The sequence below is a fragment of the Bradyrhizobium sp. SZCCHNS3016 genome, assembly GCF_032484535.1.
GTDB lineage: Bacteria > Pseudomonadota > Alphaproteobacteria > Rhizobiales > Xanthobacteraceae > Bradyrhizobium.
The window spans coordinates 197,515-216,968 of sequence record NZ_JAUETE010000004.1 but is presented as its reverse complement, the minus strand read 5'-3'; the positions used below and the strand labels follow the sequence as shown (position 1 = coordinate 216,968).

Sequence of the window (19,454 nt, the reverse complement as noted above, 5' to 3'; positions counted from 1 at the left end):
GATATGGACACGTTTTGTCGATTACCGGCACGCTACATCCACGTTGAACGATTTCTCGCATGCGTACCGGGCGTTTCGCCCGGGCTTGCCGCACGGATACTCGCCTGCGACCGACTCCACCGAGATATCTCAGAGCGGATCGTTGTGCATTATGAGCTTGATTGCTGTACGGCAGCCGACGTCGCTGACACGCGCAGTCGCATTGCGCTTCTCGACTGCGAGCAGCTATGCCGCGTCGGTGAGCTGGCCGGCGGTGTTTGGCATGCCAACGCAATTCGTTCCACGGTCCTCAAGACTACGCTCCGGGAGCATCTCGGAGAATTCGATTCCCGACTCCACAAGGTCGCGCTCGCCAATATCGATCTGTCGCCCAAACCCGATCGCCCCCCGAATCCATCTGCGCTTGCGGACGTCATCCGAGGTGATGGGATGCAATGTCTCAATGCCGCAATCTGGCGACTTCCCGCCACCTTGCGCAGCCGCATCCTTCTTCGATTTCCGATTAACTCGCCGCTGGGCTCCTCGGTCTCGCGGCGACACCAACAGCTTGGTCCGGAGATTGTCGATCGCGTTCTAGCCGATGGGATGGTGCCGTGAAAGCCCCCGAGAGTGACAAGCCTGCCGGCACGTTCCATCCGCTCGGACCCGTGGTTCGAGCCGAAGAGGCGGAGACCTGGTTTTCCGCGGCTGCCTCTCTTGCCGACGCCCGGCGGCAATGCGAGCAGATCGCCGCGCAGGCCCGGCTCGCGTTCGAAGAGCAGCGCATGAGAGGCTTCGAGGATGGTCGTCTCGCGGGAGTTGAGGAGGCGGCCCGCCTGATTGCGGAAACGAAGGTCACGGTTGATGATTTCGTCGCCGATCTGCAAGACGAACTTCTCACGCTCGTCGTCGAGATCATCAGGGAGATCCTCGGAAATTTTGAGCCGGACGATCTCGCCGCGCGCGCCATCACCAGAGCCCTCGAAGAGATGCGTTCCGGTACGGCCCTCGTGCTGATGACTGCGCCGCAGGAGATGGAGTCCATCCGTGGACGAGTGGCCACGCTGCTGGAGGATGGTGCCGACCAGCTCACCGTCGCGTCGGACCCGCAGTTTGCGCCGGGGCGCTGTATGCTTTGGAGCGAGTTCGGGCAGATCGATGTTTCCGTTGACGCTCAACTGGAGCAGCTCGCCTTGGCGCTGCGTGCCGGTTTCGAGGGGGTGGAGCCATGATGCCGGCAGGCTCTGCCACGCACCGACTCGCGCAAATCCTTCCGCAGTTGCGTGAAGCTGCAGGCCGTTCGCAACTGCGCCCGATCCGCGGGCGCGTGATTCAGGTGTCGGGGACCCTCATCAGGGCGATCGTTCCCGATGCGCGTGTTGGCGATATCTGTTTGCTCCGTTCTGCCCATGCCTCGGCTGATCTGCGGGCCGAGATCGTGGGCATCGAAGGCGGTGTCGCGTTGCTGACGCCTCTCGGAGACGTGGCGGGTCTCTCAACAAGAACGGAAGTCGTCTCGACAAGGCAGGCCCTCGGCATCATGGTTGGGCCAGCGCTGCTCGGCCGCGTCGTCGACGGGCTCGGGCGCCCTCTCGACGTTCAGGAACGAGGATGGCCCGAGTTCGACCAGATTCGACGAGTCCGCGGAGCTGCGCCGGCGCCCTTGGCACGGCGGCTCGTTGACGGCCCTTTGTCACTTGGCATCCGGGCGATCGATGGTCTGCTCAGCTGCGGCGAGGGGCAGCGGATCGGCATCTATGGCGAACCCGGCGCGGGCAAATCGTCGCTTGTCGCCCAGATCGTCCAGAACGCGGACGTCGACGTCTGCGTTGTCGCACTGATTGGCGAGCGTGGGCGCGAAGTTCGAGAAATGGTCGAGCGCTGCCTGGCCGGAGCGGCTCGGGCGCGATCAGTCGTGATTGTCGCAACCTCCGACCGGCCGCCGACGGAGCGCGTCACGGCTGCCTATGTCGCCGTGACGATCGCGGAGTACTTCCGGGATTGCAACGCACGCGTGCTTCTGGTGCAGGACAGTGTCACTCGCTTTGCGAGGGCATTGCGTGAGATCGGACTGGCCGCGGGCGAGCCGCCGACGCGCCGGGGCTTTCCGCCGTCGGTGTTTGCGGCATTGCCCGAGTTGCTCGAGCGGTCCGGTCCCGGAGTCGCCGGCTCAATCACTGCATTTTACACCGTGCTGGTTGAGGGGGATGGTACCGCGGATCCGATCGCGGAGGAGACGCGCAGCATTCTGGACGGGCACATCGCGCTGTCACCTAAGCTCGCACAGTCGGCGCATTTCCCTGCGATTGACATCGTGTCCAGCCTCAGCCGCGTCATGGATCAGGTCGTGACGAGCCGTCATCGCTCTGCAGCCAGGAGGGTGCGTGAACTCATAGCTCGCTATGCAGAGCTTGAGTTCCTGCTGCAGGTTGGGGAGTACAAGGCCGGATCCGATCCGATCGCCGATGAGGCGATCGCCAAGCAGGATGCTATCAAGTTCTTTCTGCGGCAGGGCCTCGGCGAGGTCGTTCCGTGGGATCGCACGATCCATCAACTCGAGCAGCTCGCGTCATGAGGTACGATCCACTGCTCACGCGCATATGCAGGATGCGGATCGTTCTCGGAGAGAGGGAGCGGCGGGCGAATTCCGCGCTTCAGCGCGGCGTGGAGGCACAGGTCGAAGCGGCTGCAGAACTGACGCAGATCAACCATGCGGTTGCGTTGCAAGCAGCGGCGCGTGGCGCACGCGAACGTCAGATCTACCAGCAGATGGTAGGGCGTCCAATTTCCGCGCGGGAGATCACCCAACTTGACGCGCAACTCAGGCGCCTCGAGTCGCTGGCAATGGCGCTTGCCGAGCAGCGCCTCGCGAGCATCCGTACGCTCGACCATGCGCGTAACGAAGTTCAGGGTCTACGCCTCGAATTCGTGAAGGCTCATCGGAGGCGTCGCAAGTGGGATGAGTTATCGCAGCAATCACGTCGCCGTCTCGAGGGCCGTGAGACGTTGCTAGAGGAGATGGCTAATTCGGACGGCAGGGCGGCGGGGCGGCAAGCATGAACGCGCCATTCCCCGCTCGCAGGCGCGGAGCGCCTGACGGTGAGATCACCGAATTTCATCCGGACGTGCTATCCATTGCTGATGTTCTACGTGCCCGTCGTTGGTGTCGGCGACTGGCTGAACTCACCTGCGAGTTGGCGGGTCTGCCGCTGCGGATTTCCTTCTCGGGCGCCTCCTCGGGCGTTTCGAGCCGGCCGGCGTGTCGTCTGCATTTTACGATCGGCGGTGATCCATGCGCCGTAAGTCTGCCTGTCGAGGTGATCGATGCAACGCTGCAGGCGATTGATGGTCCGCCTCGAACTACGCTCGCCGAGCCCGATCTGCTGCTTCTGATCGAGTTCGCCTGCGCCGCCATACTTCATGCAATCGAGGAGACGCTCGGCCTCCCCGTCATCCTCACGCATGCTTCCTTCGATGGCAGCGTTCCGGACTCGATCGGAATCCTGTGTCGCGGCAGGTTTGGCGAACGATCGTTCAGTGCTTGCCTGTATTTGCCAGAGCCATACGAATCCCGTTTGGCAAATCAAGTTCAAGCATTGGGTCCGGCTGCTGCCGCTGGACTTCCGATCTGCGCGGCCTTCCGGCTTGGTGCTACGCGCGTCAGCGCCCGCTTGCTTGCGAGCTTACGGCCGGGAGACGTCGTGATCATCGAACACGCGATGCCGGATGGACGCGCCGCCGCCGTCTTCGGCGAGCGTCGTCTCACCTCATGCCGCTTCGAGGGAAGCGACGCGACAGTGGTGGACACGTTGCACCAGATCAGAGGCGATCTTCATCATCATTGGACGGCTGTAGACATGACGGCACATGAAAGCGTCGATACGGGCGCAGACGATGTGAGCCTGGACGACCTCCAGATCAAGCTCCTATTTGAGATCGGCCAGCTCGAGATACCTCTCGGCGAGTTGCGCATGATCGCGCCCGGCTATGTCTTCAATCTCGGTCGGGATCCGCGACATGCAATTGAGATTCACGCGGGGAATCGGCGGATCGGGCAGGGCGAGATCGTCAGGATCGGCGAGGCAATCGGCGTGCGGATCAACAGATTGTTCAATCACGAATGAGCTGAAGCCGTGACCCAGTTCAATTTGTTCGCTGTTCTCGCGGTCATCGCCGGACTTGGCCTTGTCATCTTTGTCGTCGTGACGATGACATCGTTCGTCAAGATCGCCGTGGTCCTGTTCCTGATCCGGAACGCGCTGGGAGTGCAGCAGACGCCTCCAAACCTCGTGCTCTATGCCATTGCGCTGGTCCTGACGGCCTATGTCAGCGCGCCGCTAGTGCAGACTGTGTATGAGCGCGTCAATGATCGTCCCAGCGAGTTTCAAACCTTTACCGACTGGAAAGATGCTGCTGAGCGGGCAGGCCAGCCAATTCGCGAACATCTGAGCCGGTTCACGACGGTCGCGGAGCGAGAGTTTTTCGTCGCTGCCACCGGCAGCTTATGGCCCGATAGCAGCAGGGCCAAGCTGTCGAGCGAAGATCTCGTTATTCTCGTTCCCTCCTTCATGAGCTCGGAGCTCAAGCGCGCCTTCGAGATCGGCTTCCTGCTCTATCTGCCCTTCATCGCGATTGATCTCGTGGTGTCCGCGGTTTTGATGTCCCTTGGCATGTCGATGGTGCCGCCATCGACGATCTCCGTCCCATTCAAGTTGTTCTTGTTCGTGATGGTCGAGGGCTGGTCCAAGCTGATGCATGGCCTGGTGTTGAGTTACGGATAGCCTGCGAGATGGGGAGGGGAAGCAATGGGCCAAGCGACAATCGTCGATCATCTGGTCAGGGGTCTGACGGTCGTTCTCATATTTGCCATGCCTCCCCTGGGTGTGGCGATGGTTGTTGGCCTCTTCGTCTCAATTCTGCAGGCCGCAACCCAGATTCAGGATCAGGTGCTGCCGCAGACGATCAAACTGATTGCCGTCGTGACCACGCTGGCGGTGTTCGGCGCAGTGTTGGCGGCACCGCTGATCCAATATGCCGATCAGATCCTTGCGGATTTTCCTGCACTGACGCGTTGACGGGCCTTCCCTTCATCGTGCTCGGAGGGACATGGGCGACGCGGAGTGGCGATGGGGCTTGACCTCATGCCGTTGGACAGCATCGAGGCGGGGGCCAATCTCGTCTTCCGTCATCTTCTTTCGTTGGCGCTCGCCATCGCGCGTCCCGGCGCCTTCGTCATGACCTTTCCCGTGTTTGTTCGCCTCGGGCTGACCGGCTTGATTCGTGGTGCCTTCGTGGTCGCGATCTCGCTACCGGTCATGACCGGACTTGTTGAGGTGCTTCCTCCGATCGGCACGCAAACATTGCGATTGGTCGCGGTCGGGTTCAAGGAAGCGATCATCGGAGGGCTCCTTGGTCTGCTGCTTGGGATCCCGTTCTGGGCCGCCGAGGTCGCGGGCGACCTGCTCGACTACGAACGTCAGGCGCCCGATGCCCAGCTTCAGGATCCCAACGCCATGACCGAGTCCACCGCGTCTGGTACGCTTTTTATGCTCGCTGCGGTGGTTCTGTTCGTCGCAGCCGACGGCTTTCATAGCGTCGTCGAAGCCCTTTATGGCAGCTACAGGCTCTGGCCGGTCATTGAGCTCGCGCCGTTGCTGCGCGCGGAGAGCGGCCTATTGGCGCTGGAAATGCTCGTCCGCGTGCTGCAGTTGGCATTGATCCTGGCATTTCCAGTGCTGGCGGCCATGTTCGTTGCGATGTTCGCGCTGATGGTGATTGCCCGTTTCGCACCGCAGTTGAATGTGTTCGATCTTTCGATGGCGGCGCGCAACTTGGTCTATTTCCTGGTTCTGCCGCTCTATGCGGCCTTTCTGCTCGATCACTTCGGTACTCAGCTTGGAGAGTTGACCGGAATCTTGGACCAACTAGGGCAGTTCCTGCGATGAGTGAGGATGGCGGCACTGAGGAGCGGACGCTGCCTCCGAGCGAGCGGAAGTTACGTAAGGCGCGCGAAAAGGGACAGGTCTTTCGCAGCACCGATATGGTCGCCGGTGCATGCCTGTCGTCCATGCTGCTCTATCTCTGGCTGATCTTGCCGGAGCTTTTCGCGCGGCTACGGGGAGCCATGATGCTCGTGGGCGATGCGGGCGGGCAGCCGTTTCGGGAAGCTGCGGGCACGATCGGAACGATGATGTACGAAGCCGCCGTGCCATACCTTGCAAGGGGGGCGGCCATCGTCGTCCTAATGTCCCTCGTCGTCAACGTCGCCGTCACCAAGGGGATCGTCTTCAGCCTTGACCCTATCAAGCCCCGCGCAGAGCGCTTGCATCCCGCAAAGGGTTTGAAGCGAATTTTCGCGCTCAAGAGCCTGATCGAGCTGGTGAAGAGTGTGGTCAAGACGACCCTCCTCGTCACGATCTCGGTTTTCGTCCTCGAGATGTCGCTCAACTCCCTGGTTCACACGCCAGGATGCGGTCTTTCGTGCCTTGTGCCAGTGACCGGGGCGGTCATGGCACCGCTCCTCGTCGCGGCAATAGTCATGCTGATGGTGGGCGGCCTTATCGACGTTCTGGTGCAGCGCGGACTGTTCATGCGCGAGATGCGGATGACACGAAGCGAGGCGAAGCGCGAGCGGAGAGACCAGGAAGGCCTGCCGGAGGTGCGCTCTGCGCAACGCCGTCAGCGGCAATCGCTGGCGCGCGGTGGAGGGCGGGGAGGAATCGAAAGCGCAACAGTGGTCATCGAGGGCGACGATGTGATGGTCGGGCTGCGTTATGTTCCGGGCGAGACGCAGGTCCCAAGGCTCGTGTGCAAAGGACGTTCCGTCCGTGCGCACAATCTCACCGAAGCTGCGGCTGAGCTTGGCATTCCTCGTTTCCGCAATCCAGACCTCGCAGAGGAACTCGATCGCCGTATCGCTCAGGACCATTACATCACCGAGGAGTTTTTCCAGCCGGTGGTGTCGGCCTTGCGCGCGTGCGGCATGTCCTGAGTGTAGCCGTGCTGCCCCACAGTATTTTCACAATATATTTCGGATCGGCCGCCGGCTGATGTCCTAAACTGTCGTTCGGACATGATCGCCGAGCGGGCTGCATGGCTGACGAACTGCGTCTGCCAGAGCAGAGCCGCCGCCGCTAACGGGGAGACGCACGAATGCGGATAGATGACGCAGGTGGCTCGGTTGTCGCCAGTCCTCCTCCTCCGCCGCCACCCCCACCCCCGCCTCCTCCCCCGCCACCTCCGCGGCCGAAGTCCGCGGCATCGTCGTCGGGCATGCTCGATCGCAATTCGGCGCTCTTTCAGCCCCCTCGGCCTTTCATAGGTCCGGTTCTGCAGCCGACGCCTGTGTTGCTTGGCCCGCCTGCTCCGCCGAAAGCGGCGGCAACATGTCCGGGAGTTCCCGCCCCGGCGCCGGCGGCGCCGGTCCCGGACGCCGTTTCGCAGGCAAAATCTGTTCAGACAAAAGCGCAGACCACTCTCGACGGCGATGCTGGAAAGCTGCATAAACTGCAGACCGAACTGAATGATGCACAGGGAACGAAGGCTCCGATCGGGTACGGTCGCGGCGCGGGCGCCGCGGTGGCTGCGCATCAAGCCCATATCAGCGATCTGAAGAAGCAGGTTGCGGCCGCTCAGCAGCAAGTCACCGCCGACCACGCGGTGTTGAGTTCGGCCAAGAGCAATCTGAGTGCCGCACAACGCATCGACGCCGCCGCAGCGAACTACAAGCCGGCACCGCCGCCGGTCACCGTGAAAGATCCGGTCGCGCGGAAAGTTGTCCCGCTCGTCGACGCGGCCTCGGCCCAGGTTTCCGCGGGAAAGGCCAAGGTCACCGCCGATACGGCTGCTCTCGAACAGACCAAATCGCAGCTCGGCCGTCTGGACACCGAGATGGACCGGGGGATCAGCGCCGGAACATTGCACCGTCTGTCGTTGCTGAATCAGCAGCAGGATGCGCAGCAACACAAGCTGGCGACGGACCAGCGCAAGCTTGATGCCGCGAGCGCCGACCTTGCGGCAGGGAAAAGCGTCGTCTACGGGCAGCAGGCCGCGGCGGACAAGAAAGAGCTCGAGAGCGCTTCCAGAGCGCTGAAGAAAGCCGGTGTCACGATCGACCAGAACGACAATCCGACCCAGGCGAATTTGACGCCATCGCAGCTGCGCGCCTATGACGACTTCACCGTCGCGCGGAGCAAGCTCAACGCCGATGTCGGCATGGTCGCGCAGGGCAAGGCCCAGCTCCAGTATTATGCTTCGAATTCCGAGAAATACGGGACGGTTGCGAAGGATGCCCAGGATCGGGTGAACGACGCTCTGCATCCATTGGGGTACACCGTACGTGCAACGCGCGGCAGCGATCCGCAGCAGGCATCGTTCGATCTCAAGCTCGCGAACGGGAACGCTGACTACCAGAATGCAGGCTGGGCCGCAGCTCAGCACCGAGTGGCATTTGCGGCGGCAGCGCAGACCGATCTTGAGGCAGCGCAGGACTCCGATCTTGCCAAATTGTCCCCGCAAGCCCGGCAGACCGCTACCACGGCGAAGATCGACTACGATCAGGCAAGCGCCTATCAGAACAAAGTCGGGACCGACCTCGCCCTGATCAAGGGCCACCAGGCCGTCTCGGATGCGCAGGCCGCCTATATCAAGAATCCGACGGCCGCCACGGAGCTCAAGCTGAACCAAGCGCAGCATCAGTTGCGCGAGCTCTCGACAATGTCCGACATTGCGACGGCGGGCTTCAAGTCGGCAACCGGGCTTGCCTACGCCGACCAGCGCAATATGACATTGGCTAATCTGGAGCAGACCTATAGCCATGTTCCCTTGCCCTCAAACTCGCCGGTGTTGCAGCAGATAGCGCAGGCAAGAACTGATGCGGCATCGGCCGGCCTGATCACGAAAGAGCTGGCTGCAACGACCAACAGGCTGGTTCAGGATTATCGTGTCACACAGAGCGAGGCGGCGGTCGCAACCGCGCGGCAGTCCGCCAACACTGATTCGGTACAAGCTGGCAATGTACAGGCTGTGGGTTTCACTAAAGCAGGCAGCGGCCTGACGACGGCTCAGCAATCGCTTCAATATGCACAACTTCAACAGAAGCTGGCTCAATATCAGCTGCTGGATTCCCAGTTTCGGCTGACGGTGCCGCAAAATCTACTTGATCCGCAAACGGCCGCTGACCAGAGCGCGCTCTCGCATGCGTACAATACATTCTTTGCGCAGCATCCGGGTGCCTTGAGCGATGGCGCGGTCGCTGAGCAGCTTGCGAGCCTCAAAGACGCGAACGCGCGAGTGGATATCGGTCAAGGGCTACATGAGCTGCAGGATGCCATCGACAGGGAAGACAAAGCGCTCGGCAACCGCAGCCTTCTGCAGAAGGGCGGCGATTGGGTCGGGGGGCTGTTCGGTGCCAACCGGTCTGAGCTCGAGTCGGATCTGCAGGACAAGAAAGAGGCGCTCACGGCCCTGCAGAAAAATCAGGGAGCGATGACTGCCCAGGAGGTCAACGGCGAGTATCTGAACATCATGGGTAATCTGGCCACCCAGAATGACCGGATGTTCGAGAACGAGCGCAAGACCGACGCCAATTGGTCGAGTGCACAGGAAGTCGTGCGCGACGTCGCGATCGCCGCGGCTGCGACCGCGGTTACCATGGCCACGGCTGGAGCCGGCGCGCCGGTATTGGCCGCCCTCGCGGCGGGCACATTGGTGGGAACGGGAACGGCCGAAGCCATCGACACGGCCCAGAATGCAGCAACTGTGTTCGGCGGCGGCGACATTCACAGCAATTCTCACATCTCACTCGATGCGGCGCTGACCAACAACTTCTTCAAAGGTGGCGGCAGCTGGGATGAAGTGAAGCAGGCGGGCATTGATGCGACCGTATCGGGCGTGCAATCCCTGGGCGCAGCAGGGGGAGCGCTGACGGGCGGAGCCACGGAGGCCTTCCTTACGCGCGGCCTCGACCAGGCTGCAAGCTCGGTCGTCTCGAAGCTGGCAACCGGATCAACGGTGATGGTCGCCAATCAGGGTGTAATGGGCCTTGGTAACGTCGCGGGGACTTATGTCGAGTCCCAGTACCAGCTCTCCGAGGGGCGGCTCACGCAGGACGAAGCCCAGGCGCAGATGAAGGAGGCGTTCTCCGGATACTTCAAGAATCTCGCGGTGGCTGGCGTGACTGGAGGTCTGACGAAGTTCGTGGACGGCAAGGTGGCCGTGCGGACCGCAAGCGCGGCACGGCCGAATGGACTCGTGTCGAACCCGCTCTATCAGACAGCCTCCCAGCTGGGCGCGAACACCATGCTGACTGCGGGCCCCAGCCTCCTTTCCGGCAAGGCGCCGACCGCACAAGACTATCTGTCAATCGGACTCAATACAGTTTCCGGTGTGGCTTCTCATCACTACCTGCAGAGCGGATCCCGCACTGTGGCCGAAGCGGGCCTTGCCGGACAGCCCGCTGCGTTCGACGCGGGAAGGAAGGTGTTTGACGCCTATCAAGGTCGGACGAGCGGGACATCGCCGAATGGCGTCCGGCTGCAGGCCATGGATCCTGCCCATTTCGCCCGTGCATATCAAAAAGCCGGCGGCCAGCATGATCCGGCGTCCGTCGATGCCTTCAGCATCACATCGGATCAGGGGCATCGCGTCTATGTGCGGACCGATAGATTGAGCCCCGACGTGGTCGCGCACGAGGCGGTGCATGCATTGACCTCGGAATCGTTCAAGAAGCTCGCAAGCACGTTGGTCATTGATTCAAGCCGGCCACATTCGAATCTGAACGAGGGCGTGACCGAGTTCCTGGCCTCGCAGGTCGTACCGCGCCGCGGCATATCGCCGTATCGGACAGAGGCAAAGATCGCGGAAGCCATTCGCGACCGGATGGGGGAGACCGACTTCCACAAAGCGGTTTTCGCAGGCGATCCAGCGGCACTCGCATCGTTCCGGCAGACCGCTTTGGCGTTGCACGAAAGACCTGTCAGCGAAGACTCGGCTGCAAATTGGGCCCTAGCCGCCTCGACGGCAGCCCAGCCCGCGGGTGGTGGCGGCGGCAAGCCGCCCGCGAGCGGCGGTGGTGCGGCCTCTCCGGCCTCGCCCCCGCCGGCCTCGAGCGGCTTGACTCTTGTGCTCAGCCCGAAGGCATTCGAACGATTTCAGGACCGGGTCGCTCTCCAACCCTCCAAATACGGCAGTAGCGCCGACAGGTATATCTACGTTGTGGAGACACGAGGAAACAAGCCAAGCCGACCGTTCGCCATGAACGACGCAAACATCAAACGGCGAGGAGTGATCGGAGCAACAGACCGCTTTGTTGACTGGGGCGGAAGTCCGCCGCAATCAGCCAAGACATACAGCCGACGCTACGATCTGCCGAAAAAGGATTTTCGTGTCGTGGTCACGGATCAGCCCTACACGGGAGTGGGCGATCGACAAGTGGCACCGCGCAGGTCAGGCCTCCGACAGGCTCTGCCCGTTGCTGCAGGAGTGGCCTCCGATGCGGTTGCCCTTGCAGCAGCCGCGCGGTTCGGATCTCTAGGCATGCTGGCGGCCTGGAACGCCACAGTTCGTGGACCGCTGAACATCGTTCAGCTCAAGCCGAAATTGGCTGCCAAGTTGAGAATACCCGAAAAAGCAGCCCCGTATTTGCGAACCGCAACAGGTGTGAGCTTCATCGCCAACGGCATGGCAAACGACATCGTCAGTGTGACGAGCGGCCACCTGCTGAGCTTCCAATATGGTGGAGCAGCTGTCATCGGCTCCGCGCAAATCGTCTTGGGAGCGCGGAGTTATTTCAGTGGCTATGGCGCGCTTAGATCGCGTGGCGCTACCGATACTGTCCGGTCAACCGACACCAGTCTGAGCGAAATCGCGGACAGGAATAACGTACCGGACGAGGTGATCGGACGCGCCAATGCGAGAGATCCCTCGCATCCGCTTAGACTAATTAATCCAGATAAGTCGATCTCCATCAAGAGCAACGATGAGCAGCTCACTTTCCGCCAGATCGCCAGAAAGGAAAATAAATCCGTCAGGAAGGTGCTCGAGGATGTCGGGCGTCGCGAGAAATTGGCAATTCCCGGGCGATTCACGTCTAAGGGGAGACAGATCACCGCTCGGATCAAATCAGGCGAGGACCTGGATGCCTTTGCAGCGAGAAATGGCTCCTCCGCGCGGGCGATCATCAAGGCGCACCGGGATCGGATTCCAAGCACGTATACAAGCAATCCCGATTCGCATGCAGTTTGGACCGGCGCGGGGTTGAGGATTCCCGGGGCGTTTGACAACTCGCGAGGCCTATCTTGGACAGGAATTGCCTGGCGAACCGGCCGTTCTGCGCAGCAGTTGAAATCCCTTAATGGGGCGGCCAGCGGAACCAAGAGCAGAGAGACGGCTCCCGAAATCGTACATATCCCTCCAGCATCTTCCTGGGACACGACTCGACTGTCTCGCCGCATGCAGATAACCGGAAGTGCCGGTTTGATTGCTGGCAATGTTGCTGAGCTCGTCTACGATATTCACGGTAATATCGGGGCTGTCCCAGGCGCGGTCGGCGTCGCGGTTGGATCCGGCTTATCGATCTACGCGATGCTGCGCCGCAGGGCTCCGGCGAACTATCAAGTAGTAACGTCTGTTTCGTTCTCGCTGAAGGGGCTCAATCGCGCTTGGCCCGCTTTCGGGCACGTCAGTGATGTCGTTGTGACCTTCGTCAAGGATAAAGGGCTGGAAGGACTAAGTTGGTTACAGAGGTGACGAATCCCATGCGTCTCCTCTCTGCAGGCGCGCCGAGTGGCGGGACGTCGTGGCGACAACGCGCCCTCGGCAACATTGACATACGTCGAGCACCCTCGGCCTAAGTGACCTCAAGCCGGCGACCCCGACGTCGGTGCAGACGCACGAGCAATTCGTCTGGCGCGCTCGAAGCGCGGCGATTCGCGTATATGGTTCTGTAATGGGAGAGATGCGCAGTCCGCCCGGAGCGCCCAGCCCCCGGGCGGATGGCAGGTTTCGATCGACCACACCTTGTCGGCGACCGCAGTACGTCAACGTGTGCCGCGCAGCGGAGCGACGCCCGCGTAAGATTGCTTTAGCCGACTCTCACCAAGCGTGGCAGTCGTATCCTCCCGGCAACCTTTCGGAACTTCACTTTGACAACAACATCCATGATCGCATCTGCAGGCGAGGGCGCTAAATCTCGCCACAAGCGCGAGACGCGAAGCAGGCATCGTCAAGAAAGCGACTCAATGATGGTTCGAACCTCAGTTGAGTCGATTTGTTGAAAATCGTAATGGTTGTGGACCTTCGGAGCAGGCAATCATTGGCTGAAGTTGACATGGAGATCGTCATCGATCTCGGTCCTTCGACTCTCGCTGGTCGCCATTGCCCGACAGTCTTCGCGAGATGAGCCCAATATGCGCAGCGCAACATTGATTTGCCCCTTGGTATTATCGTGCCGAGCTGATATTTTCTCAACGCAATCTTAAGTTTCGTGGGCGGTTGAATCGCACAGGCGGCAGTGCGTCTTGCCGCAGCCATGAAAGAGTATCGTGTAGGTTGGCTATTGGTTAGCGCATGAGGGATAGCGGTGTTCCGCTTATAGGAAGGGACCAGGAGTCGAACCGGCTTCGCGGGCTTCTCCCGGACAAGAATGGACGCGCTGTTGGTGCGGTCCTGGTAGGAGAGGCTGGAATTGGCAAGAGCCGTCTGGTCGAGGCACTGGCCCAAACTGCGAAGCAGCGCGGCTTCTGTGTGGCGAGGGGGGCCGCCTACGAGATGGCCGAACCTCTGCCATATGGATTGTTTGCCGACACGTTCTCCCAATGGGCTCGCGAGCAGCCGACACTCCTCAACCATGCTCGCAATGACATGATTCGGCCGCTGTCTCGCGTAGTGCCGGCGTTCGCGGCCGCTGCGGATCTTCCTACTCTCAAAGGACTCTCCGGACCGGACGAGCGGTTTCGACTGTTCGAATCCGCGGTTCATCTGCTTCATGCGGTTGCAGTCGAGTCTCCACTACTGCTCGTGCTCGAGGACCTGCACTGGGCCGATCGCGAATCCTGGTCGATGTTGCTGCATTGCTTACGCTCGACGCGATCTCTCCCGCTGCTGACCGTCATCACTCTCCGTCCCGACGAGACCGGCGGCGAGCCTCTGGAACTCAATGCGCTGATGCGCGAGAGCGAGCTTCATCGGATCGCGGTTCGCTCGCTCGAGCCGGCGGACACGATGCGCATGCTGGAGTCATTGGCAGACGAGCGGCTGCCTGCATCGCTTGCCACGGCAATTCACCGTGAGACTGGCGGCAATCCGTTCTATGTGCGCCAGCTCTTCAACCACCTTGTCGAAGAGGGAAAGCTTGCTGGGCGCCAGGGCCGATGGCCCGCCGATCTCGTGAACAACGGTATCGGCATCCCGGCCGGACTGCGTCCGTTGCTGTCGCGACGGTTCGCGCGGCTCTCGGGGCCGACCTTGGGAATGCTGCGGATCGCTGCGATATTTCCCGAAGGGTTCGATCTCGGCCGATTGCAGCTTCTGATATCGGATTCCGAAGAGACGATTCTGGACCATATCGACGAGGCGATGAGGGCTGGGGTACTCGTCGTTCGCGGTGATGGCTACGTCTTTGCGCATGCGTTGTTGCGGCGCGCCTTGTACGACGAGCTGAACCCCGATCGGAGAGCGATTTTGCATCGACGCGCGGCGACGCGTCTCGCTGAGCTCGATGCCGATCCTGGAGAGATTGCGCATCAGTATCACGCTTCGCAGCGCATCCCGGGTGCTGAAATCGGCGAGGTCTTCGCACTGAACGCAGCCGAGCGCGCGCGAGCGAACTATATCAGCGAGCACGAAGCTGTATTCCTTCGGATCGCTTGCGATCTCGCAGGCGATGCTGTCTCGGACGAGATGCTCCGTGATCTCGCGCTTGCGCAGGCTGCATCACTCGACGTCGAAGCCGCCGATGCGACGACGCGCTTTCTGTTCAGCCGATGCTGGGAGCGGCGGCCATCATGGACCATGAGTTTCCTGGTGGCGATTGTCCGCAGGCTGCGGGACGCCGGCGCTCCCGCTGAGATGTGGCAGCCTCTGGTGGAGCGCGGACTGGAAGCCTGCGATGATCGCCGAGATTTGCACTGGGCCCGATTGGAGGTGCTCCGACAGGACTGGCGGTGCCGATGGAATGACGGGACATTTGAGGCGATCTACCACGCGCCGGATCCGCGTGCGCTCGATCTCGTTCGTCAGCTTGGAGACGAAGAGGATCGTGCCTCGGCGCTCGACCTGTATGCTCCGCGATCCATCGAACAGACAGAGCAGGTGCAACGTTGGGCCGCCGAATGGCAGAATCCGGCGGCCATCATCCGGGCTCGAGAGGTCGTGACCCATGATTGGATCTATCGGCATGGGCAACTCGCCCTGGGGGTCGAAACTGCGCACGACCTGTTGCGGGATGCCAAGTGTTTCGGGTCGCTTCCTGGTCGGATCGAGGCTTTAACCTCTCTCGCGATTGCCGAGGCGAGCCTGGGTCATTTGGCAAGCTCAGACGCGGCGCTGCGCGACGCGCGTGCGCTGGCTGTCCGATTGGGACCGTGGCACCGCTTGCATCTTGCCCTGGAGCTTTCCGCGGTCGCATGGCGTGCCTATTTGTATGGTGGCGACTGGCCGGCGATTGGCCGAGTCGCATCGCGTGCGCTGCAGATCGTCAAGGATCATCCGGTGCGCCTTGGACAAATCGCGCTTGGCTTCGCCGCTCTGACTGAAGCATTCTTGCCTGGCGAAAACGAATATAACGTTCGCATTGAGGCGCTGCTCCGATCCTTGGAGAACACGAATTCCGACAGACAGCTGTCGGATGATGCCCTTGGGCTCGGAGTCTGTGCCGCTTGGCAACGTGAGGACGTCAAGCGTGCGCGCCGGTTCGAAGCGTTGGTCCGCGCTCCAAAACACGGGAGCACGATCGGTGCAGCCGGTGAATGCCGTGAATTCATCCTCGGACGCCTCGCGGCCCTTCAGGATCACACGGTTGCGGCACGCACACACTTCGCAAAGGCCCGCGGCGATCTTGAACGGGCAGGCCAAGTCTGCCTCCGAGCGCTCGTCGATCTTGATGAGGCGACCGTTGCGGGAACCTCAGGGGACAAGCCGTCATCGCGTGCGCTGCTGCAGCGGGGACGCGAGCAGTTCGTAGCACTCGGCATGCGAAGCTGGCAGGAGCGCGTTGATCGAGCACGGATAGAGGGAGTCGAGGCGGAGTCGCGCAACTTATACGCGCGAGGTCCTGATGATCTTTCACCACGAGAAATGGAGATCCTCAGCAAGCTCGCTGCCGGCAGCCGCTCCAAGGCCATTGCTGCGGAACTACGCCTCAGTGTGCCGACCGTCAATCGGCACATTGCGAACATATATATGAAGATCGGCGTGAGCTCGCGCGCCGCAGCAACCGCTTACGCGATGAGACACCGTCTCAGCATGCTCCAGTGAAGCAGTACACATCGATTGCATAGTTTTTATGATGGTGACGGCTGCAATGAGTGCGTAAGCTTACGGTGTATAAAAAAATGAAAGTCATGGGCGGACAACGAGTAGCAGGGCAAGGAGTCGACGTCGGGCGTCGTCGAATCCCTTCGTGCGTGCTCGTCGGCGCTGTCGGAGCATTCCGGGAACAAGTTATACGCCTCTCGGGAGCTACGTCTGCGGCCGGCAAGTTGCGTCCGCCTAGGGTGGTTCAAGGGGACGTGGCATGCGTGATACAGACGGGGATATCAGCAAGGTAGACACCGCTTACACTAAGCTCAAGGACCTCGTCATCCATTATGATCTGGTACCTGACGGCAAGGTCCGGGTGCTTCCGGGAGAGCATCTGCATATTGACGATCTGGCGGATCGCGTCAATGCGAGCGCCACGCCTGTGCGCCAAGCGCTGGAGCGCCTACAAGGCGAGGGGCTGATCGACAGCATCGCGAAGCGAGGCTTCTTCTCCAAGGTTCCGAACGCGTCCGAGCTGCAGGATCTCTATGAATTTGCCCGGCTGGTTCTTGAGCACAATATTACGAGGCCACTCGATCCGTCCTCGGTTGCGCGTCTCGGCCGGGGTTTGATGAAAGTGGAAGCCGTTGCAGTGGGCCACTCGGCAACGAAGTGCGTCAAGCATCATGCGATGACCATCGAGAGCGTCTTCGAGCAGATCACGCAACTGTCGCGAAACGGGCAGATGCTGAGAATGATGCGGAACTTCAATGATCGCAGCCGGTATGTCCGATGCCTCTCGATCTTGCAAAGCCCGGATCACGGCGCGCAGGTACGAGAATGTCTCGAGCTGATCGAATTGCTCCGCGATCAAGATCCGAAAGGTGCAAGCGCCAAATTGGAAACGCACATGTGTCGGATGATCGTCGATCTGCCCGAGCTCATCAGGGACGCTAGGTCACGCTGGACGATGGCCGCGGCCATATAGATCTCGTTTGACGTTTGATTGTAATGCCCATGGGTACATCGACCTTCGACCTGTGAGAGGGTCCAAGACCCCGGTTGCGAGTGAAGCTCTGGATCCGGCATGCGCGGGGAGAATTCGCGGGGCGACCGAAGCCAAAATCAGGTCCATCATTTGAGCCCTGGCGTGAGCGAGAGGGTGGCGATGTCGGCGTGGTTTTCAAGCCGACTAGGCTTTCCGGGTGGGCTCTCAAGGGCTTGGCCGGCTATCGCCGCAATTGCTGTCCTGGCGATCGTGGGAGTCGCGCTGCTGTCCTACCGATTGGCCCTGAGCGCTGGCCTCGCGCAGATGAGCCGCGACTCCGACGATCGGCTTACGTTGATCGCCAGTACGTTCGATGCAACCGTTGCCCGCTTCCGATATCTGCCCACGGTTCTTTCACTCGCCGATCCGGTGCGCCGGCTGTTCCGGACACCGGGCGATGGGGCAGTTGTCGAAGCTGCCAACCGTTATCTTAAGTCGCTAAATCAGGCCGCGGGATCGGCCGAGCTCTACGTGCTGGACACGGCCGGGGTGACGCTGGCAGCAAGCAATTATGATGGAGCAAAGAGCTTCGTCGGGCATGCGTACGACTTTCGCCCCTATTTCCAGAGCGCAATCCGTGACGGGGAAGGGCAGCTCTATGCCGTTGGGGTGACGACCGGCTTGCCTGGTTACTTCTTGTCGCAACGGATCACCGAAGGCGAGCTTACGATCGGGGTCGCCGTCGTGAAGATCGATTTGACGCCGCTGGAAGCCGATTGGGTCAGGGCCGGTGATCTGGTGGCCATGGAAGATGAAGGAGGCGTGCTCATCCTAGCCAGCCGCGCGCAGTGGAAATATCATCCGTTGCGAAGGCTACCCTCGACCGCGGTCGCGCGTCTGAACGCGTCCCGGCAGTTCGGCGACACGATCGAGAATGCTCCGATCCTCGGTTCGTCGGCCGAATCGGGCGAGGTATCGGTCGAACTGGGCGACGACGATGGCGTCCACGAATATGCGCTGCGTGCGCGGCCTCTGCCGGCGCATGGATGGCAGCTGCTCATTTTTTCGGACATCGGGGAGGCTCGTCGGCATGCAGTGACCATCGCGGTCACGGCCGGTTTTGCCGTTCTCACGGTACAGCTGCTTGGGCTTGTCGCTCATCAATGGCGGCAATCGATGAAAGCCAAGGGCGAAGCTAACGAGCTGCTGGAACGAAGTGTTGCGAAGCGCACGATGGAGCTGCGCGAAGCCAATCGTCAACTGACAAGTGAAGTCCTGGAACGAACGCGCACCGAGCAGGAATTGCGACAAACCCACGAGAGCCTGGTGCAGAGTGCGAAGCTTGCCAGTCTTGGACAAGCCCTGGCAGGGGTGGCGCATGAAATCAACCAGCCACTCGCGGCGCTCACCACTTACATCGCTAGCAGCCGAGTCTTGTTGCAACGCAACGAGATCGAACGAACGGCCTTGAACCTCGACCTGATGTCATCCATAGCCGAGCGAATGATGGCATTGATCGGTCACTTGCGCATGTTCGCCCGCAAGGAGACCGGTGCAACCAGCAGAGTCGATGTCGGTGTGACACTCGGCAATGCGATGCGGCTCCTGCAGTACCGGATCAGAAATGAAGGTATCGAGGTTGTCTTGGACTTGCCCGCGGAGCCGGCTCACGTTGAGGCGAATCCGATCCGTCTCGAGCAGGTCTTCGTCAACCTGCTCTCCAACGCGGTCCAGTCGATGCGCGACCGCCCGCGCCGAGTTCTCAGCGTTAGCATCCGGCGTGCGGAGAGCACGGTTACGATCGAGGTCGCAGACACCGGGAGCGGAATCTCCGCGGATCACATGAAATCGCTGTTCGATCCGTTTTTCACCACCAAGGAAATCGGCGAAGGGCTCGGCCTCGGCCTTTCAATCAGCTATGGGATCGTGAGGGAGCTCGGAGGCACGATTTCGGTTGAGAGTGAACTGCAAATCGGAAGCCGGTTTCGGGTGACCTTGCCGACGCCGCCCGAGCCGGCCTAGACTTATC

At 61.1% G+C, this 19,454-nt stretch carries 13 protein-coding genes; all 13 read left to right on the top strand.

The genetic code is table 11. The features are described 5' to 3' along the window. The first annotated feature begins 3 nt into the window (after positions 1–3). The 13 genes from QW881_RS10880 to QW881_RS10820 all read left to right on the top strand — a co-directional run bounded on the left by QW881_RS10880 (position 4) and on the right by QW881_RS10820 (position 19,447). Entirely contained in the window at positions 4–597 is a 594-nt protein-coding gene (locus tag QW881_RS10880) for a SctK family type III secretion system sorting platform protein (protein ID WP_315756943.1), read from the top strand. Beyond that, a complete protein-coding gene (sctL, locus tag QW881_RS10875; protein ID WP_315756797.1) occupies positions 594–1,211 on the top strand; it encodes a type III secretion system stator protein SctL in 618 nt (205 codons plus the stop codon). Before QW881_RS10880 ends, sctL begins: the two co-directional genes overlap by 4 nt. Beyond that, complete coding sequence (locus QW881_RS10870) at positions 1,211–2,554, top strand: FliI/YscN family ATPase (protein ID WP_409998995.1); 1,344 nt, start codon at positions 1,211–1,213, stop codon at positions 2,552–2,554. The genes sctL and QW881_RS10870 overlap by 1 nt, the downstream gene beginning before the upstream one ends. Before the next feature lie 32 nt (positions 2,555–2,586). Further along, the gene (locus tag QW881_RS10865) at positions 2,587–3,039 is read left to right on the top strand and encodes a hypothetical protein (RefSeq protein ID WP_315756799.1); all 453 of its coding nucleotides are present in this window, start codon (positions 2,587–2,589) and stop codon (positions 3,037–3,039) included. Then, on the top strand, positions 3,036–4,103 hold the full coding sequence (gene sctQ, locus QW881_RS10860) for a type III secretion system cytoplasmic ring protein SctQ (protein ID WP_315756800.1): 1,068 nt from the start codon (positions 3,036–3,038) through the stop codon (positions 4,101–4,103). Before QW881_RS10865 ends, sctQ begins: the two co-directional genes overlap by 4 nt. A gap of 9 nt (positions 4,104–4,112) precedes the next feature. Next, positions 4,113–4,760, top strand: a complete 648-nt coding sequence (gene sctR / locus QW881_RS10855; RefSeq protein ID WP_315756801.1) for a type III secretion system export apparatus subunit SctR — start codon at positions 4,113–4,115, stop codon at positions 4,758–4,760. Positions 4,761–4,784: 24 nt separating this feature from the next. After that, positions 4,785–5,054 carry an EscS/YscS/HrcS family type III secretion system export apparatus protein gene (locus QW881_RS10850; protein ID WP_315756802.1) on the top strand — a complete coding sequence of 90 codons (270 nt, stop codon included), beginning with the start codon at positions 4,785–4,787 and terminating at the stop codon, positions 5,052–5,054. A 51-nt stretch (positions 5,055–5,105) separates the two neighbouring features. Next, complete coding sequence (gene sctT / locus QW881_RS10845; protein WP_315756803.1) at positions 5,106–5,924, top strand: type III secretion system export apparatus subunit SctT; 819 nt, start codon at positions 5,106–5,108, stop codon at positions 5,922–5,924. After that, complete coding sequence (locus QW881_RS10840) at positions 5,921–6,970, top strand: EscU/YscU/HrcU family type III secretion system export apparatus switch protein (protein WP_315756804.1); 1,050 nt, start codon at positions 5,921–5,923, stop codon at positions 6,968–6,970. The genes sctT and QW881_RS10840 overlap by 4 nt, the downstream gene beginning before the upstream one ends. A 281-nt stretch (positions 6,971–7,251) precedes the next feature. Further along, positions 7,252–12,726 carry a hypothetical protein gene (locus QW881_RS10835; protein ID WP_316158637.1) on the top strand — a complete coding sequence of 1,825 codons (5,475 nt, stop codon included), beginning with the start codon at positions 7,252–7,254 and terminating at the stop codon, positions 12,724–12,726. Positions 12,727–13,545: 819 nt separating this feature from the next. Continuing rightward, positions 13,546–16,452 carry a helix-turn-helix transcriptional regulator gene (locus tag QW881_RS10830; RefSeq protein WP_315756806.1) on the top strand — a complete coding sequence of 969 codons (2,907 nt, stop codon included), beginning with the start codon at positions 13,546–13,548 and terminating at the stop codon, positions 16,450–16,452. 259 nt (positions 16,453–16,711) lie between these two features. Continuing rightward, entirely contained in the window at positions 16,712–17,425 is a 714-nt protein-coding gene (locus tag QW881_RS10825) for a GntR family transcriptional regulator (protein ID WP_315735411.1), read from the top strand. A gap of 180 nt (positions 17,426–17,605) precedes the next feature. Beyond that, positions 17,606–19,447 carry an ATP-binding protein gene (locus QW881_RS10820; RefSeq protein ID WP_315756807.1) on the top strand — a complete coding sequence of 614 codons (1,842 nt, stop codon included), beginning with the start codon at positions 17,606–17,608 and terminating at the stop codon, positions 19,445–19,447. The last annotated feature ends 7 nt before the right edge of the window (positions 19,448–19,454 follow it).

Coding starts and splice junctions, on each gene's coding strand:
- QW881_RS10880 (WP_315756943.1), top strand. CDS start 4: ATGGACACGTTTTGTCGATTACCGGCACGCTACATCCACGTTGAACGA.
- QW881_RS10865 (WP_315756799.1), top strand. CDS start 2,587: ATGCGGATCGTTCTCGGAGAGAGGGAGCGGCGGGCGAATTCCGCGCTT.
- sctQ (WP_315756800.1), top strand. CDS start 3,036: ATGAACGCGCCATTCCCCGCTCGCAGGCGCGGAGCGCCTGACGGTGAG.
- QW881_RS10870 (WP_409998995.1), top strand. CDS start 1,211: ATGCCGGCAGGCTCTGCCACGCACCGACTCGCGCAAATCCTTCCGCAG.
- QW881_RS10850 (WP_315756802.1), top strand. CDS start 4,785: ATGGGCCAAGCGACAATCGTCGATCATCTGGTCAGGGGTCTGACGGTC.
- QW881_RS10825 (WP_315735411.1), top strand. CDS start 16,712: ATGCGTGATACAGACGGGGATATCAGCAAGGTAGACACCGCTTACACT.
- QW881_RS10820 (WP_315756807.1), top strand. CDS start 17,606: ATGTCGGCGTGGTTTTCAAGCCGACTAGGCTTTCCGGGTGGGCTCTCA.
- sctT (WP_315756803.1), top strand. CDS start 5,106: ATGGGGCTTGACCTCATGCCGTTGGACAGCATCGAGGCGGGGGCCAAT.
- QW881_RS10840 (WP_315756804.1), top strand. CDS start 5,921: ATGAGTGAGGATGGCGGCACTGAGGAGCGGACGCTGCCTCCGAGCGAG.
- QW881_RS10830 (WP_315756806.1), top strand. CDS start 13,546: ATGAGGGATAGCGGTGTTCCGCTTATAGGAAGGGACCAGGAGTCGAAC.
- QW881_RS10835 (WP_316158637.1), top strand. CDS start 7,252: ATGCTCGATCGCAATTCGGCGCTCTTTCAGCCCCCTCGGCCTTTCATA.